The organism is Kiloniella majae (genome assembly GCF_002118315.1).
Classification (GTDB): Bacteria; Pseudomonadota; Alphaproteobacteria; order Kiloniellales; family Kiloniellaceae; genus Kiloniella; species Kiloniella majae.
This window is the reverse complement of the sequence record NZ_MTSZ01000002.1, coordinates 259,015-274,079: the sequence shown is the minus strand read 5'-3', so window position 1 is coordinate 274,079 and position 15,065 is coordinate 259,015. Positions and strand designations below refer to the sequence as shown.

General features: G+C 45.0%; 15 protein-coding genes. 5 read left to right on the top strand and 10 right to left on the bottom strand.

The window, feature by feature from the left end:
• The first annotated feature begins 20 nt into the window (after window positions 1-20).
• Window positions 21-440 carry a hypothetical protein gene (locus BKB51_RS07305; RefSeq protein ID WP_085900463.1) on the top strand — a complete coding sequence of 140 codons (420 nt, stop codon included), beginning with the start codon at window positions 21-23 and terminating at the stop codon, window positions 438-440.
• A 190-nt stretch (window positions 441-630) separates the two neighbouring features.
• Here BKB51_RS07305 and BKB51_RS07300 read toward each other — a convergent pair whose 3' ends face one another.
• The 5 genes from BKB51_RS07300 to BKB51_RS07280 form a co-directional block, all read right to left on the bottom strand.
• Entirely contained in the window at window positions 631-2,001 is a 1,371-nt protein-coding gene (locus BKB51_RS07300) for a glutamine synthetase family protein (protein WP_085900462.1), read from the bottom strand.
• Window positions 2,002-2,078: 77 nt separating this feature from the next.
• Window positions 2,079-3,131 carry a TRAP transporter substrate-binding protein gene (locus BKB51_RS07295; RefSeq protein WP_085900461.1) on the bottom strand — a complete coding sequence of 351 codons (1,053 nt, stop codon included), beginning with the start codon at window positions 3,129-3,131 and terminating at the stop codon, window positions 2,079-2,081.
• Window positions 3,132-3,279: 148 nt separating this feature from the next.
• Window positions 3,280-4,599, bottom strand: a complete 1,320-nt coding sequence (locus tag BKB51_RS07290) for a TRAP transporter large permease (RefSeq protein WP_085900460.1) — start codon at window positions 4,597-4,599, stop codon at window positions 3,280-3,282.
• Complete coding sequence (locus BKB51_RS07285; protein WP_085900459.1) at window positions 4,599-5,108, bottom strand: TRAP transporter small permease subunit; 510 nt, start codon at window positions 5,106-5,108, stop codon at window positions 4,599-4,601. The genes BKB51_RS07290 and BKB51_RS07285 overlap by 1 nt, the downstream gene beginning before the upstream one ends.
• Before the next feature lies 1 nt (window position 5,109).
• The gene (locus tag BKB51_RS07280) at window positions 5,110-5,943 is read right to left on the bottom strand and encodes an N-formylglutamate amidohydrolase (protein ID WP_085900458.1); all 834 of its coding nucleotides are present in this window, start codon (window positions 5,941-5,943) and stop codon (window positions 5,110-5,112) included.
• Between the two features lie 226 nt (window positions 5,944-6,169).
• Here BKB51_RS07280 and BKB51_RS07275 point away from each other — a divergent pair, with 226 nt between their 5' ends.
• Window positions 6,170-7,045 carry a MurR/RpiR family transcriptional regulator gene (locus BKB51_RS07275; RefSeq protein WP_085900457.1) on the top strand — a complete coding sequence of 292 codons (876 nt, stop codon included), beginning with the start codon at window positions 6,170-6,172 and terminating at the stop codon, window positions 7,043-7,045.
• A gap of 44 nt (window positions 7,046-7,089) precedes the next feature.
• On the opposite strand, the gene cysE is transcribed toward BKB51_RS07275, so the two are convergent.
• Both cysE and BKB51_RS07265 read right to left on the bottom strand, forming a co-directional pair.
• Entirely contained in the window at window positions 7,090-7,896 is an 807-nt protein-coding gene (gene cysE / locus BKB51_RS07270) for a serine O-acetyltransferase (protein ID WP_085900456.1), read from the bottom strand.
• Window positions 7,897-8,107: 211 nt separating this feature from the next.
• Window positions 8,108-9,007, bottom strand: coding sequence for a LysR family transcriptional regulator (locus BKB51_RS07265; RefSeq protein WP_085900455.1), 900 nt, complete (start codon window positions 9,005-9,007; stop codon window positions 8,108-8,110).
• Between BKB51_RS07265 and BKB51_RS07260 the strand changes: the two genes are divergently transcribed.
• Both BKB51_RS07260 and BKB51_RS07255 read left to right on the top strand, forming a co-directional pair.
• Window positions 8,988-10,352: an MFS transporter gene (locus tag BKB51_RS07260; RefSeq protein WP_085900454.1), complete on the top strand. Its 1,365-nt coding sequence runs from the start codon at window positions 8,988-8,990 to the stop codon at window positions 10,350-10,352. The genes BKB51_RS07265 and BKB51_RS07260 overlap by 20 nt on opposite strands.
• 81 nt (window positions 10,353-10,433) lie before the next feature.
• On the top strand, window positions 10,434-10,991 hold the full coding sequence (locus BKB51_RS07255; RefSeq protein WP_085900453.1) for a GNAT family N-acetyltransferase: 558 nt from the start codon (window positions 10,434-10,436) through the stop codon (window positions 10,989-10,991).
• A gap of 9 nt (window positions 10,992-11,000) precedes the next feature.
• Here BKB51_RS07255 and tcyN read toward each other — a convergent pair whose 3' ends face one another.
• The 3 genes from tcyN to tcyJ all read right to left on the bottom strand — a co-directional run bounded on the left by tcyN (window position 11,001) and on the right by tcyJ (window position 13,329).
• Window positions 11,001-11,774, bottom strand: a complete 774-nt coding sequence (gene tcyN / locus BKB51_RS07250) for an L-cystine ABC transporter ATP-binding protein TcyN (protein ID WP_276327915.1) — start codon at window positions 11,772-11,774, stop codon at window positions 11,001-11,003.
• A 1-nt stretch (window position 11,775) separates the two neighbouring features.
• The gene (tcyL, locus tag BKB51_RS07245; RefSeq protein WP_085900452.1) at window positions 11,776-12,441 is read right to left on the bottom strand and encodes a cystine ABC transporter permease; all 666 of its coding nucleotides are present in this window, start codon (window positions 12,439-12,441) and stop codon (window positions 11,776-11,778) included.
• 81 nt (window positions 12,442-12,522) lie between these two features.
• Window positions 12,523-13,329: a cystine ABC transporter substrate-binding protein gene (gene tcyJ / locus BKB51_RS07240; RefSeq protein ID WP_085900451.1), complete on the bottom strand. Its 807-nt coding sequence runs from the start codon at window positions 13,327-13,329 to the stop codon at window positions 12,523-12,525.
• A 346-nt stretch (window positions 13,330-13,675) separates the two neighbouring features.
• On the opposite strand from tcyJ, the gene BKB51_RS07235 reads away from it, so the two are divergent.
• Window positions 13,676-14,923 (top strand): threonine synthase, encoded by a 1,248-nt coding sequence (locus BKB51_RS07235; RefSeq protein ID WP_085900450.1) that lies wholly within the window; start codon window positions 13,676-13,678, stop codon window positions 14,921-14,923.
• Window positions 14,924-15,065 lie beyond the last annotated feature (142 nt).

Sequence of the window (15,065 nt, the reverse complement as noted above, 5' to 3'; positions counted from 1 at the left end):
GTATTTATTAGGAATGAGACATGGATCAACTTGATCTTCCCAAGGATGTGATTTGGTCAGACCGCCGATTTTGGTTTGAAGATCTTGAGGCTGAATACAGTCAATCAGGTTCACAAGCCCCAAGCGAGCAAGCTTGTGCGCTGATGATTGATCTGCAGGCTACTTTCTGCGTTGGGGCCTGGGCGGCGACAATTATCCTCTGCTCTTCAATTATTCAGGCTCAAGTCAAAGAGCACGGTACACAGTTGTCGTGGATTGATCCCAAAGAACTTTCCTGGATGAATAAACTCAGGAACCGGATTGTCCATGGGGACAAAAGAAAACCGGGTATCACCATTCAAGACCAATGGACAAGGCGCGAAGACTGGGAACAACGCGCCAGAAAAGCCGTGGAGTTAACATTTAAATCTTTATACCCAGTCGAAGCTGTTTCTGATTAATTTTTATATTTCTTTCCGAGTATTACCGACAAAGAAATATGCTCAAACTGATAATTGGATTTAGGAAATTGATATTAATTACCTAAAAAAAAGCCCTCACCATTAAAGTGAGGGCTTTGCGTCTGGTTTGCTTATTTGTTTGGGAAGACGGCTTACTCAGACGCTTAAAAGGTGTTCGTGTTTTATTTTCTTATGCGCGTTCGAAACCGCGGGCGACTTCCCAGTCGGTGACGCGGCGATCAAACTCTTCCTGTTCCCATTCTGCGGCACGGGTGTAATGGTCAATGACATCATCACCCATTGCAGCGCGGAGCATCTTTGATTCTTTCAGGGCGACAGCGGCACCACGAAGAGTGTTGGGGATAGACCGTGCGCTTTCGGATGCGTAGGCATCGCCTTTGAATTCAGCTTCAAGTTCACGCTTGTTTTCAATACCATCAATGCCTGCGGCTAAAAGGGCTGCCATGGCGAGGTACGGATTTAGGTCAGAACCGCCGACACGACATTCAATACGAATGGCTTTGGTCGCTTCACCGCATAGGCGATAACCTGCGGTACGGTTGTCTTTACTCCAGATGGCTTTGGTCGGCGCGAAGGTGCCTTCGGCAAAACGTTTATAGGAGTTTATGTAAGGGGCAAGGAAGTAGGTCAGGTCGCTGGCGTTGTGCAGAAGACCTGCAACGTACTGGCGCATCAGTTCTGACATACCGTATTCACCGTTAGGATCGTGGAACAGTGCTTCCTTCCCGTCCGCAGACCAGAGTGACTGGTGAACGTGGGAAGAGCTTCCAGCGGCATCGTTATGCCATTTGGCGAGGAAGGTGAGGGCCTTGCCTTTTTGCCAGGCAATTTCCTTACAACCATTTTTGATGAAAACATGATTATCTGCTGAAATCAGGGCATCATCATACTTAACGTTGATCTCTTCCTGACCGGCAGAAGCTTCACCTTTGGAACATTCAACGACGATACCGGCATCATGCAATCCGTTACGAATGGCGCGCATGACGTCTTCTTCTTTGGTGGTTTGGAAGATATGATAATCTTCATTATATTTTCCAAGAGTTTCCAAAGAGTGGTAACCACTTTTATGGGCGTCTTCGAAAGAGTTTTCAAAGAGGAAAAATTCAAGTTCAGAGGCCATATAGGCCTTCATCCCCATCGTTTCCAAGCGGGCGACCTGTTTTTTGAGAACGGCGCGCGGAGAATGAGGAACTTCTTCATGAGTGTGATGATCTAGCATATCGCACATGACAAAGGCAGTGCCTTCGAGCCATGGTACGCGACGTAGAGTGCTCAGATCCGGTTTCATGGTGTAGTCGCCATAACCTGATTCCCAGCTGGTGGATTTATAACCCTCTACCGTTTCCATCTCCATATCTGTTGCCAGAAGATAGTTACAGCTATGGGTTTCTTTGTGACCACCATTGACGAAGTAATCAGCATGGAACCTTTTGCCCATAAGGCGGCCCTGCATGTCGACCTGACAGACAAGGACGGTATCAATCTCGCCGCTGGAGACGGCTTTTTTTAGATCTTCAAAGGAAAGATTGCCGGACATAGTTACACTCTTATTTTTAGATGTTGTATAAAGGTGTCACAGCCCGATTGTCGGGCTGTGACATACTAAATATAGAATTAGCCGTAACGGTAAGGTTTGCCAGCTTTTTCCATTGTTTTTGCGTACTTCTTGAGAATGTCAACAACACGCTTTGAACGGTCGCTCTGTTCTGCAATTTCGTCCCAGAACTTGTAAGCTTCTGCTTCAACAGTTGCCCACTCTTCGTCAGGAATAGTTGTAAGCTCAAGCTTCGTACCTTCAGTACGTAGCTGCGCTTCGCCACCCCAATACCAGTGCTGGCGATAGTAGTGTGAGCTATCCATGCAAAGTTTGAAGAGTGTTTTGAGGTGCTCAGGCACTTCATTCCAACGGTCTTCGTTCGCAAAGAAAGAACCACACCATGCGCCAGAGATATTATTGGTGAGGAAGTAGTTTGTTACGTCTGCCCAACCAACAGTGTAATCTTCGGTAATACCGGACCAAGCAATACCATCCAGCTCACCAGTCTGCATGGCAACTTCGATATCTTCCCAAGGCAGAGTTACAGGAACAACACCAAAACGGGAGAGGAAGCGACCAGCTGTCGGGAATGTAAAGACACGCTTGCCTTTCAGGTCTGCAAGACTACGGATTGGGTCTTTGGTTGCGAAGTGACATGGATCCCATGCACCAGCAGACAACCACTTAACGCCGTCAACTTCGTTATAAGCTTCTTCCCAAATCTCATTCAAACCGTACTGGTTGAAGAGAACTGGTACATCAAGGCTGTAACGTGTGCCGAATGGGAAGTATCCACCAAAGACAGATACATCTACAGGGGCTGCAATTGAATCGTCATCACTTTGAACGGCATCAATTGTACCTTTTTGCATGGCACGGAACAGCTCACCAGTTGGAACCAACTGATCCGCATAGAACAGTTCAATAACCATTTCGCCGTTTGCTGCTTTGTTAAAAGCATCAATGGCTGGTTTGATTACGTGCTCACCCAATGCAGGGCCAGCATAGGTTTGCAGGCGCCATTTGATTGTGGATTGAGCGTGAACAGCTGGTGCTGCCAAAGCGGATGCGCCAGCGGCACCAACGGTTGCCATACCAGCTTTTTTAAGAAAATCGCGTCTATTCGTCATCGTATAGATACTCCCTGTTTAAACTTATTAATATCCCGAGAAAGGCTCGGGCGGTTTAAGCTCTTTCACTTATATTCGTGTAGTTTAGTCTTCACTTTTTACTTATTTAACCTCCTGTCAAAAATCATACATCCATCATCCCGTGTTGTTAGCCTTTGAAGTACTGAGGTAGCCAAAGAGCGATTTCAGGGAATGACATAACAATCACTAATGCGAAAATCATGATCAGGACAAAAGGGATCACCGAGCGATAGATATCGACTAGTGAAATTTCAGGTGGCGCCATGGCCTTCATCAAGAAGAGGTTGTAACCGAAAGGCGGTGTCATATAGGCAACCTGAACTGTGATGGTATAGAGTACGCCATACCAAATCGGGTTAAAGCCAAGGCTGATAACGAGCGGAATATAAAGTGGCGCTACAATCACCAACATGGCGGTATCATCCAGGAACATTCCCATAACGATGTAGGAAAGTTGCATCAGGATAAGAATTTCCCAAGGGCTTAGGCCCCATTTTTCAAGGAAGAGGCTTTCGATTGCCTTTACTGCGCCAAGTCCGTCAAAGACTGCACCAAAAGCAAGCGCTGCAAGAATGATCCACATAAACATACAGCTGATACCCAGCGTTTGTCTTATTGTGGTTTCCAGAACTTTAAATGTCAGTCGCTTTCTAAATAGCGCCGCAAGCATTGCTGCTGTTGCGCCAACTGCAGAACTTTCAACAAGACTGGTGATACCTGCGACAAAGAAGCCTGTCATAAATACAAAGATCAAGAGCGGTAAAATACCAGCTTTCAGCAATGCAATCTTTTCGCCCAACGGCATCTGACGTTCTTCTTTGGGTAACACAGGACCAAGTTCAGGCTGTAAGCGACATCTGACAACGATGTAGATAACAAACATAGTCGCCAGCATCAGGCCCGGAATAGCACCCGCAAGCCACAGATCGCTGACAGGTTGACGGGCAATCATACCATAAAGAACAAGAACAACACTTGGTGGCACCAGAATACCAAGTGAACTTCCTGCCTGAATGACGCCTGTCACCATTACCTTGTCATAACCGCGCCGTAGCATTTCTGGCAGGGCAATGGTTGCCCCAATTGCCATACCCGCAACAGACAGGCCGTTCATTGCTGAAATGAGGACCATAAGGCAGATCGTACCAATAGCGAGACCACCATGAAGTGGCCCCATCCAGACATGGAACATTTTATAAAGATCACTCGCGATCCCTGACTCAGAGAGCATATAGCCCATGAATACAAAGAGAGGGAGTGTGAGAAGCGGATACCAACTCATTAGTTTTGAGGCAGCTGTAAACGGCATTTCCACGCCGCCTTCGCCCCATAGGAAAAGCGCTGCAACTGCGGCAACAAAACCGATAGCTCCAAAAACACGCTGGCCAGTTAACATCATGACCATCATGGTTGAGAACATCAGTAATGCGATCATTTCATAACTCATTACAGTGTCACTCCTCTGGCCTTGGCCAGATCTTTAAAGAAAGTTGCAGTTGCTTGTAAAAGCATAAGAAAAACGCCCAAGGTCATGAGGATTTTAATTGGCGCGAGAGGGTATTGAATCAGTGTTCGGGTCTTTTGCCCAACTTCGATTGTGTACATCGTACTGGATATGGCACCAATTAGAAGAACGACGAGATAAAAAATCAGGAAGATAGAGGTAAAGGCATCTGCCCTCGCTTTTCCCTTTTTTGACCAGCTGCTGTAGAAGAGGTCCATCCGTACGTGAGCATCTTCCTGCATGGAAAACCCACCACCTAGAAGGTAATAGGCGGACATAAGGAACTGAGAAATCGTCACCACCGAATTGATTGGTGTGTCAAACAGTGTTCGAGAAATAGAGGAATAGAGAAGTAACCCGATCATGACGAAGATGAGATGCATCGTAACCAGCCCTGTAAACCGGTTCAATGTATCGACCCCTTTGACGTAGGATTTTATTATATTGGGCATTTCAGTTTCCCAGGCTCGTTTGTTTGGTTGCTGAAGCTGGTTGGTTTTGTTGTTTATCCAAAGCTTCTTTTGCTTTCCCGATGGCTTTAACCAGCAGGGATGCCATATTTTTTTGTGCATCGAAATCAGAAATCAGATCATTTCTGATTTCCAGCATGACATTCATCAAGCCCCTTGGGAGCGCATGCTCTGTCAAGGTGTGCGTGACGCCATCAATAGGTGCATAAGGTTCATTCAGCCTTAAGTCATACTCTGTTGTTTCCGACGCGAAGGATTTTATAAGCTGGCCCGCAAAACGATCGTCTTTGTCATGTAAAAAACCAATTTCAACGTCTCTTTTTTGCCCCTTGTAAACAGGCGTGAACGAATGAACGGTTATGACAACAGGTTTATGTGTATCAGTCGTTTTGTGATCGAGACATGCTGTTACAGCGTCTTTAAAGGGGATGTAAACTTTGTTTATTCTGTTGTCGCGCTCTTCCTGACTAAGGTTTACGTTACCAGGAATCTCAAAGATTTCACTTTGAAAGGGCATCGCATTCCATGCATCAGGCGGGCGATTACAGTCGTATACCAATCTGGACACACATTGTTCGACCAGAGGGGCATCCAGTTGTTTTGAAAGCTGTTGTGCAACAGCGAGTGCACCAGGATCCCATGCAATATGTTGGTTTATTGCATCATCGCTAAGGCCAAGCTTGTTGTATTCAGCAGGTATATGGTTAGAGGCGTGCTCGCAGATAATTACATACTCTCCACGGCCTGAAAGGTTGGTCGTTTTAACCACGCTTTCAGGTGAAGAATTATCAACGGAATTTAATAACTCGTTCGACAAGAACCTTACCCCAGGTATTTTTTATTGTTTTATTTTTAATGCTTATTTTTGAAATTATATTTTCAGAATTGAGAAATAAGTCAAGATATTTTCTGAAAATATTGTTTCAGAAAATTTACATGTGGAGAATTTTCTTCATTTGTGTTTAAAGTAGGTATTGATTATCAATCTATTGGTATAATTAATAGGGTACTGATAAAAGTTACGGGTGGAATAGAAACGACAAATGGGTACAAATCAGAATCTGACCGTTGCGGAACGAATTAAGCAAAAGTTCGATCATTTGACCCGCGCAGAAAGACAGTTGGCTAACGCCATATTGGAAGACTATCCTGTTACAGGTCTGGGTAGTATTACCACAGTTTCTGAAAATTCTGGTGTTTCAACACCGACAGTGGCCCGAATGGCAAAGAAGCTTGGCTTTGGTGGCTTCCCGCAAATGCAGGCGCAATTGCATACGGAACTAAAAGCCACAATATCCAGTCCGATTGCAAAGCATGATCTGTGGTCTGAAAGCGCGCCGGATACTCATATTCTTAACCGCTTTGCGGATGCTGTTTCCGAGAATATGCGGCAAACATTAAAGCAGATCGATCCGGAAGAGTTTAACGCCGTTGTCGATTTGCTGTCAGATCTAAAACGTGAAATCCATGTGGTCGGCGGGCGGATTACGCGCTCTATGGCGGATAACTTCTTTACCCATATGCAGGTGATGCGCTCTGGCGTTACCCTTGTTGCCCCGAATTCTAATACTTGGGCACACTATGTCCTGAATATGAACAAAGGTGACGTGTTGGTTGCCTTTGATATCAGGCGTTACGAGCACGATATTCTACGTTTGGCCGAGGTTGCAAAATCTCGCGGTGTGACGTTGATACTCTTTACCGATCAATGGGGATCTCCGGCGGCGAAGCTGGCGACCTATAGCTTGAATTCGCGCATTGAAGTACCATCGGCTTGGGATTCGCTCGTGGTTACGCTTTTTCTGGTGGAAGCTGTAATTGCAGGGGTGCAAACCCAAACCTGGAATGAAACAAAGAGCAGAATGAAAACCTTGGAAGAGCTTTTTGATCAAACCAAGATGTTTAAGAAGTTTATCTGACCTGCTAAAGTTTCAATCCCGGAAAGTTTTAATCCCGGAAAATATCAATCAATTTTTGGTAAGCTCTGGTCCATTTCTCGGGCAGGCTGTGGACAACAACTTCCTACGATTTTTGCTGGAACTCCAACAGCTGTGCAGTGCGCGGGGACATCTTCCAGAACAACAGATGTTGCACCGACTTTTGCGCATTCGCCGATTTCAATGTTACCTAAAATCTTGGCTCCGGCACAAATAAGCGCGCCCTGACGAATTTTTGGATGGCGATCGCCTGTACCCTTTCCTGTGCCGCCAAGTGTTACATTTTGCAGCAGAGAAACGTTATCTTCTACGACAGTGGTTTCGCCAATAACAACGCCTGTCCCGTGGTCAATCATGATGCCTTTGCCAATTTTGGCGGCGGGGTGGATATCCAGCCCGAACACTTCAGAGATCCGGTTTTGCAAAAAGAGCGCGAGTGCCTGTCGGTCATTGTTCCATAGCCAATGGCTTAGTCGATAACATTGCAGGGCGTGAAAACCTTTGAAATAAAGTAACGGTTCCAGATGTGATGTGCAGGCAGGGTCTCTTTCAAAAACGGCAATGATGTCTGATCGAATAGATTGAGCGATACTTGGATCTGCTGAAAAAGCGTCTTCAAATACTTGCCCAAGAAGCCGAGCCGGAACAGCGTTATTGCCTAACTTTTCAGACAACATGTAACCTATTGCTGCTTCCAGACTTTTATGATTGAGCATGGAAGATTGCAGAAACCCAGCTAATACAGGCTCTTTGACAAGCATTTCATTGGCTTCTTTTCGAATATAAGACCAGATGAGATCCGTTGTTTCAGCTTGCTCTGCTACATAGGCCATTTTTTCTTCCTTTTCTTGGATAGCTGCCGAGGACAGTAATGGGGAATGTGTCTATCCAGAATTCATACTATACAATCATATAATCAAGAGGTGTGATTTTTTAAATGAAAATTTATGATGACAGCCATTAGCCATATTTATTTCGCGAGTATCTCTTCCGCAGTGTTCTGTTCTGTAATGGGAGAGACATTTAGACTGAACTTGCTTTTGGTCATTGGCGTAGTGCTTTTGCCAGAAAGGTAAGAAAGGCATCCAGCTTTGGGGATAGATCCCGTTTTTGTTGGTAGACAGCAAAGCGGTCGCGCTGGCTTTGTGCATAGCCGGGTAGTATCGGAACCAGTCTGCCGGATTTAATGTCGTCAACCACCATGTAATCGTTCAGGTTGGCGATGCCAAGTCCCGATCTTGCTGCGTCACGGAGTGTATAGTAGCTATTCGTTTTGAGCCTCGGTGTGATGCTGACATGATGCTGATCTGTTTTATTGCTCATCGACCATCGTTGCGACTGTGTCATCGCGGAATACACAAGTGTTAGGTGCTTGGAAAGATCATCTGGTGTTCTTGGCTGTCCGTATTGCTCTAGGTAGTGAGGGGAGGCTACGAGAACGCGTTTTTGGGCAATCAGTTTCATAGCAAAAAGCGAAGAGTCCGGTAAACTCTCGCTGGATCGTATAGCAAGATCGTATCCTTCTTTAGTGATATCCCTCAGCTTTTCTGTTAAATCCAGATCGATGTTTATGTTTGGATATTTCTCTAAAAAAATAGACAGGCGCGGACCCAAAAAATACTGTCCAAATGCGGTGGGGGCGGTAATTCGCAGTGTGCCCGAAGGTTCGTTCTGAAGGGCGCCGATTGTATCTTCAAGTGTCACAACATCTTTTAAGATGTGACTGCACTGATCGTAGTAGTAATTACCAATATCTGTCAGACTCAGGTTTCGTGTTGTTCGATATAAAAGCTTTGCATCAAGTAATTGTTCCAGTTGTGAAATTGCTTTGCTGACAGACGAGGGCTTCATATCCATTTGCTCCGCTGCTTTATTAAAGGCACCGGTTTGCACAACAGTATGGAAAACTGACATTAGATGAAATTTGTCAGAAGGACGCCGCATTATTGGTTCCTTAAAAGAACTATTAAGTCAAGTTTTGGGGTGTTTATCAAGCTTTAATGGAAATTATATTCTTGGCGGTGTTTATAGAAAAGCACAACAGGAATATCTTGAGATGCAGTCTCTTTCCCGCTCACGAAATTTATATCTATTGGTTCTGTCAAACTTTATGACATCAATTGGTCAGGGGGTTGCGTTAATCGCCACGCCCTGGTTTTTGATCAATGCTGATAATGGCTCGGCGGTATTTGGAGGCGTCGCTTTTGTCGTAAACCTTTTTATCTTTTTTACGGCACCATGGTTTGGGGTCTTTATCGATCGTCATTCGCGAAAAGGTATGATGATTACAATACGTATCATACTGGTTTTTCTGCTACTGGTTTTGTTCGGATTGTCAGAACTTGAGCAAAATAAATCTTTTCTGATGGCGGGGTATTTTGCATTGGGGAGTTTATTTTTTATTTTAAACCAGTCTGCTCGTTCTGCCTTTATTCAGGAGGCTTTTGAACCGGTGGACTATACCAAGGTCAACGCGATTATGGAGGTAGAGGGACAGGCTGCTGCTGTGGTGACTGGGGCTATTGCTGCGGTTATGTTGCGCCATTGGTCACTTCAAGAGATTATCTTGCTTAATCTGGTAACGATTTTTGTCTCTCTTGTTGCAATTTCTGTCGTATCACATCAAAGAAAACCAGATGCCTGTAACAATGAGACGTCATTTATTACCGAGTTTATGGTTGGATTGAGATACTTGCTTAAGTATCCAAGGTTGACGATTTTTGTAATTAGTAGTGCAACCCCTTATAATTGTGTACAAACAGGCAACTACCTGATCCCGATTATTTTAATTGTTCTCTTGTCCGAAGGCGCTGAAACGCTTGCTCTTTATGAAATAATCTTTGGTCTGGGTGCTGTTGTCGCTGGGCTTGTCTATTCTATTCTTTTTAGCACGCGATCGCCGATACAGGTTATCCTGTTCAATATGTGTATTTTTTCAGTCGTTCTCGTGGCTCAAACCTTTTCACCCAACCTGTTTACAGTGGTTTGGTTGGCGCTATTTCTTGGAGTAGCAAATAGTTCTATTCGTATTGCCCGTAATAACTGGCTTATGGCTGTTGTTGATCCTTTTGTGTTTGGGCGGATGATGACAACAATTCCGAGCCTGTTTTTAGGAATGAAAGCTGCCTTAATTGGTATTGTTGTCTGGGTTGTTAATAACTGGGGGCCTCATGCTGGGATTGGGACTTTGTGTGCTTTTCAGCTTCTGTCTCACTGCATCGCTTGGTGGTCCTATCGCACGGGATTACAGCAAAATGCTGTTTCACAAAATTTTCCGCAAGAGGCCTAACTGGAATGTTCTGGAGAAGGATGTAAGAGTTTGTTATGTAATACCTTCTTTTTCTTCTCAACTGTTTAAGTAACAGATTTCATGGCTTCTTGTTTTTTAGATTTTTTACCCCTTGAAACACCAAGGTTACGTATTCGTCAGTATTGCAGTACAGATCTGGAATCAACGAGACAGATGAGCCAGGATCCTGAACTGAGAAAATGGCTTCTATCTGGTGTATATAGTGATAAAGAACATGAAGAGTATGTGCGGGTTAGCTCTGCTGCAGATACAAAAGACTTTGTCGTTGAGGAAAAAACGACGAAGCGGGTTGTGGGAGAAATGACCTTTCATCTCTGGGAAGTTAAGAAAACCTGGGAGATGGGATGGTTAATTTTGCCTGAGTTTCAGGGGAAGGGGTATGCGAGTGAAGCTGCAAAAGCACTGTTGAAAATCGGATTTGAAAAAATGCGACTTCACAGGATTGTTGCAATGGCTCACCCGGAAAATTCAGCATCTTGGCGCGTGATGGAAAAAATTGGAATGCGCAAAGAAGGCACTTATTTACAGAGTACTCCAAAAGATGATGGAACTTGGTGGGATGGTGTTTCCTATGCCATTCTAGCCAGTGAGTACAAAGCTCAAGCGAAATATCAATAAACGCAGGAGCTACTGTTTTTCGAGTATCTTTTTAAGGAATTTCTTGGTTCTTTCACGCTTTGGTGCTGAAAAAAGCTCTTCAGCTGGGGCCTCTTCTACAATTTGGCCATCGGCCATGAAGATGACGCGGTCTGCAACATCACGGGCAAAGGCCATTTCATGAGTAACGATGACCATTGTTCTCTCTTCGCTCGCGAGTTCTTTCATGACGTTTAGAACCTCTCCAACTAGTTCGGGATCCAAAGCTGATGTTGGTTCATCGAAAAGGATTACGTCAGGTTCCATGGCAAGCGCACGGGCAATGGCGACTCTCTGTTGTTGTCCGCCAGATAGCGCAGAAGGATAGGCGTCTTCTTTATTTGCCAGACCAACTTTTTTCAGAAGCTTACGGGCTTTTTTTGCTGCAGAAGTTGGTTCTTCTCCCTTCACAATGACGGGACCTTCGGTAATGTTTTCCAGAACTGTTCTGTGAGGAAAAAGATTAAAATTCTGAAAGACAAAACCAGCCGATTTCCTTAGTGCTCGGATGGCCTTTTTTTGTTTCTTCAAATCCTGTGATGCATCAACTGTAGTGTTCGCAACCCGGATGTTACCACCATTTGGAGCCTCCAGAAAATTGAGGCAGCGTAACAAAGTTGTTTTGCCTGAACCACTAGGTCCAATAATGGCCAGAACTTCTCCCTTATGCACATTCAGATCAATGTCAGAGAGGACATGGTTGTTATCAAAGGATTTCTTGAGGCCTTTGACATTGATCATTGTCTCTTTGGTATTACTATCCATCTTAGTTTGCTCTCATATGACGGTTTGATCGTTGTTCCATTTTGCTTTGCAGTCTGGAGAGTATGATGCAGAGGATCCAGTAGATGGCAGCCGCACTTAGGTACATAGCAAACACTTCATAGGTCCTTGCTGAAATGAGCTGCGCCTGACGGAAGAGTTCTGGTACCTGAATTGTTGCCGCAATTGCGGTATCTTTTATGAGGCTAAGGAAAGTATTCCCGAGGGCTGGTAAAGCAACACGGATAGCTTGCGGCAAGATGGACCGCCTCATTGCCTGTGCCGGGGTCATGCCAATGGAATAGGCTGCTTCCCAGTGGCTTTTATCCACGGACTGAATTGCACCCCGTAAAATCTCACCGGTGTAACCGCCAACGTTCAGGCTAAGGCCAAGGAGAGCAGCGGGAATTGGGTCCAGTCTGATCCCAAACTCTGGTAGCCCGTAATAGATGAGAAACAGCTGTACGATAAGCGGCGTTCCCCGGATAAAGGAAACAAAAAACATTGCTGGCCAACGAATTAACCGCGTTGGGGAGAGGTGCATAAACGCGATAAGAAATCCCAGACTTAACCCGAGGATCATCGACCCAGCGCTGAGGCCAACGGTAAAGGCAGTTCCTTTCATCAAGAAGGGCACTGATTTCAGGATAAGGTCGATTATTGCATCCATGAATTTACCATTGTTATTTATTCAGCGTTATTGAGCTGATGTGTCAGCGGTATCGGGTTAAGTCCGGGGTAACTTTTGAGTTTATTTAGTCGCGTCTAGTTTGAACCATTTCTGGGAAATTTTTGCGAGTGTACCATCTGCACGCAATTCATCTAATGCTTTATTCAAAGCATCAAGAAGATCGGTGTTGCCTTTGCGAAGCGCAATACCCATGCGTTGTTTGTCAAATGGCTCACCTGCGGCAACAATTCGACCACCAGAGTTTTCAAGAAGGTAGGTTGCTGCCAAACGATCATTCAGGAACGCATCCAGACGTCCGACAAGAAGATCCTGCAGTTTTGTTGCGTTATCGTCATAGGTGGAAACATCTGCCTCTGGTACATTTTGGGTTAACCACTCTTCGTAGTTACTGCCCAAACCTACCCCAACGGCTTTACCTGAAAGATCTGCCGGGCTGTTGAAATCGGCTTCTTTGTCTTCACGAGTGATAACCTGAATGCCTGACACGGTATAAGGATGTGTGAAGTCATATTTCTTTTGGCGTTCTTCGGTGATTGTCACCTGATTGGTGATGATATCAAAGCGCTTGGTTTCTAGCCCTGTAAGCATACCATCCCATTTGGTCGGGACAAACTCGGCATTTACGCCAATACGTTCTGCGACAGCTTTTGCAACATCAACTTCAAAACCAACAAGTTCACCATTTTCATCTTGATAGTTGAAAGGGGGGTAAGTGGCTTCCAAACCGATCAGGATTGTTCCACGATCTTTGATTACGGATAACAGTTTTTCGTCACTTTCTGCATTAGCAGAAGTCATGGAGAGGCCAAAGGCCGTTGCAGCAAAAGTCGCGGCAGAAAGAATTTTTTTAATGTTTATATAGCTCATGATGATTCGCTTATTTTTGACTAATAGGGTTCGTTTGATGTTGATATGTACTATGCGAAAGTGTGTTTCAAGTTATTTAACACTTCGAAATGTGAATATCAGATATTCACTTAATTTTAGTGTGTAATTTTTTCTAATTATTTGTTGATAAAGCAAAATTTATAGAGCTTCTTTCGTTAATATTCTTTCCTTGGACGTTGCTATAGAAAATAGACCTTTAAATGTCCGAGAATTTTTTCTTTATCCCTCAGTATGATCAGTCACAGTCTTAGTATAGTCTAGCAGACGCCTTCCATGATTTCATGTCTTTGATTTCATCCGCTTACTTTCTGCCAGGAGAAATTTGATGCAGCCAAAACCGTCTTTCGATCCCGCTATTACCGATGAGTTCCCAAATTTTGTAACACACCTTGAGTGCTCTTATACGGGGGGGAAGCTCGAAGCAGGTAAGTTGCATGGGCTTTCACCGGCAGGAAAACCTATTCTGGTCCGTTATGACCTCAAGGCTTTGAGTAACGCTCTCTCCAAAAGGGATTTGGCACAGAGGCCTGGTGGATTTTGGCGTTACCGTGAATTCTTGCCTGTGCGTCAGGCGCGAAATATTGTCAGTCTTGGCGAAGTTACGACTCCCTTACTTTCTTTACCAAGTTTGGCAGGCAAGGGCGGGGAGCTTATCGTTAAGGATGAAGGACGTTTGCCGACGGGATCTTTCAAAGCTCGGGGATTGGCGCTGGCTGTTTCAATGGCAAAGGAGCTTGGGGTAAGCCGACTTGCAATGCCCACAAATGGAAATGCAGGTGCAGCCATGGCGGCCTATGCGACCCGGGCCGGGATGGAAACGACAATTTTTTGCCCGGATGATACCCCGGAAGTAAATGTGTCCGAGATCGAGTATCAAGGCGGTAAAGTTTATCGTGTTAATGGGTTGATCAATGACTGTGGTAAAATTGTTGGTGAAGGTAAGGAGGCGAGCGGCTGGTTTGACTGCTCAACCTTGAAAGAACCTTACCGTATTGAAGGCAAAAAGACGATGGGACTGGAGCTTGCTGAACAGCTCGGTTGGGATGTTCCTGATGTTATCTTTTATCCCACTGGCGGCGGTACTGGTCTTATTGGTATGTGGAAAGCTTTTGATGAGTTGGAAGCAATTGGCTGGATTGGATCTAAGCGTCCAAAGATGGTGGCAGTTCAATCCACCGGCTGTGCTCCGATTGTCAAAGCTTATGAAGAGGGGGAGGAGCATGCGCCTCTGTGGGAAGGTGCCTATACTCATGCATCTGGCATACGTGTGCCCGTGGCCGTAGGAGATTTTCTAATCTTAAGAGCGGTACGTGCAAGTGGCGGGTTTGCCATTGCTGTTACAGACGAGGCGATTACTGAATCCCAGGCAGAGGTTGCTCAAAAGGAAGGTGTTTTGCTTTGTCCCGAAGGAGCAGCAACCTATGCGGCCTATAAACAATCGTTGGCAGATGGTCGCATCAAGGAAAGCGATCGAGCTGTCTTATATAACTGTGCTACAGGGTTAAAATATCCAATGCCCCCCATTTCCCGCACCTTGGATAAAAACCTGCCTATAGATTATTCAAAAATCTAACGAGAACCTTTGGACTCTTAATCTTCAATTTAGGTGTCATTAGGTGGAGTTTAGGTGCTGTGGTACAGTAAATGGCTTGAAGGGGTTACGTAGATGAGCTCAGAGATTTAAAAGATAGATGATGAGAGTGTTGCCCGGCACA

Bases quoted from the DNA above. Each gene is read 5' to 3' on its own strand.
- cysE (WP_085900456.1), bottom strand. From the start codon at position 7,896: ATGGCCTATGTAGCAGAGCAAGCTGAAACAACGGATCTCATCTGGTCT.
- tcyJ (WP_085900451.1), bottom strand. From the start codon at position 13,329: ATGAGCTATATAAACATTAAAAAAATTCTTTCTGCCGCGACTTTTGCT.
- BKB51_RS07300 (WP_085900462.1), bottom strand. From the start codon at position 2,001: ATGTCCGGCAATCTTTCCTTTGAAGATCTAAAAAAAGCCGTCTCCAGC.
- BKB51_RS07290 (WP_085900460.1), bottom strand. From the start codon at position 4,599: ATGAGTTATGAAATGATCGCATTACTGATGTTCTCAACCATGATGGTC.
- tcyN (WP_276327915.1), bottom strand. From the start codon at position 11,774: ATGGATAGTAATACCAAAGAGACAATGATCAATGTCAAAGGCCTCAAG.
- BKB51_RS07265 (WP_085900455.1), bottom strand. From the start codon at position 9,007: ATGCGGCGTCCTTCTGACAAATTTCATCTAATGTCAGTTTTCCATACT.
- BKB51_RS07305 (WP_085900463.1), top strand. From the start codon at position 21: ATGGATCAACTTGATCTTCCCAAGGATGTGATTTGGTCAGACCGCCGA.
- tcyL (WP_085900452.1), bottom strand. From the start codon at position 12,441: ATGGATGCAATAATCGACCTTATCCTGAAATCAGTGCCCTTCTTGATG.
- BKB51_RS07235 (WP_085900450.1), top strand. From the start codon at position 13,676: ATGCAGCCAAAACCGTCTTTCGATCCCGCTATTACCGATGAGTTCCCA.
- BKB51_RS07275 (WP_085900457.1), top strand. From the start codon at position 6,170: ATGGGTACAAATCAGAATCTGACCGTTGCGGAACGAATTAAGCAAAAG.
- BKB51_RS07295 (WP_085900461.1), bottom strand. From the start codon at position 3,131: ATGACGAATAGACGCGATTTTCTTAAAAAAGCTGGTATGGCAACCGTT.
- BKB51_RS07285 (WP_085900459.1), bottom strand. From the start codon at position 5,108: ATGCCCAATATAATAAAATCCTACGTCAAAGGGGTCGATACATTGAAC.
- BKB51_RS07255 (WP_085900453.1), top strand. From the start codon at position 10,434: ATGGCTTCTTGTTTTTTAGATTTTTTACCCCTTGAAACACCAAGGTTA.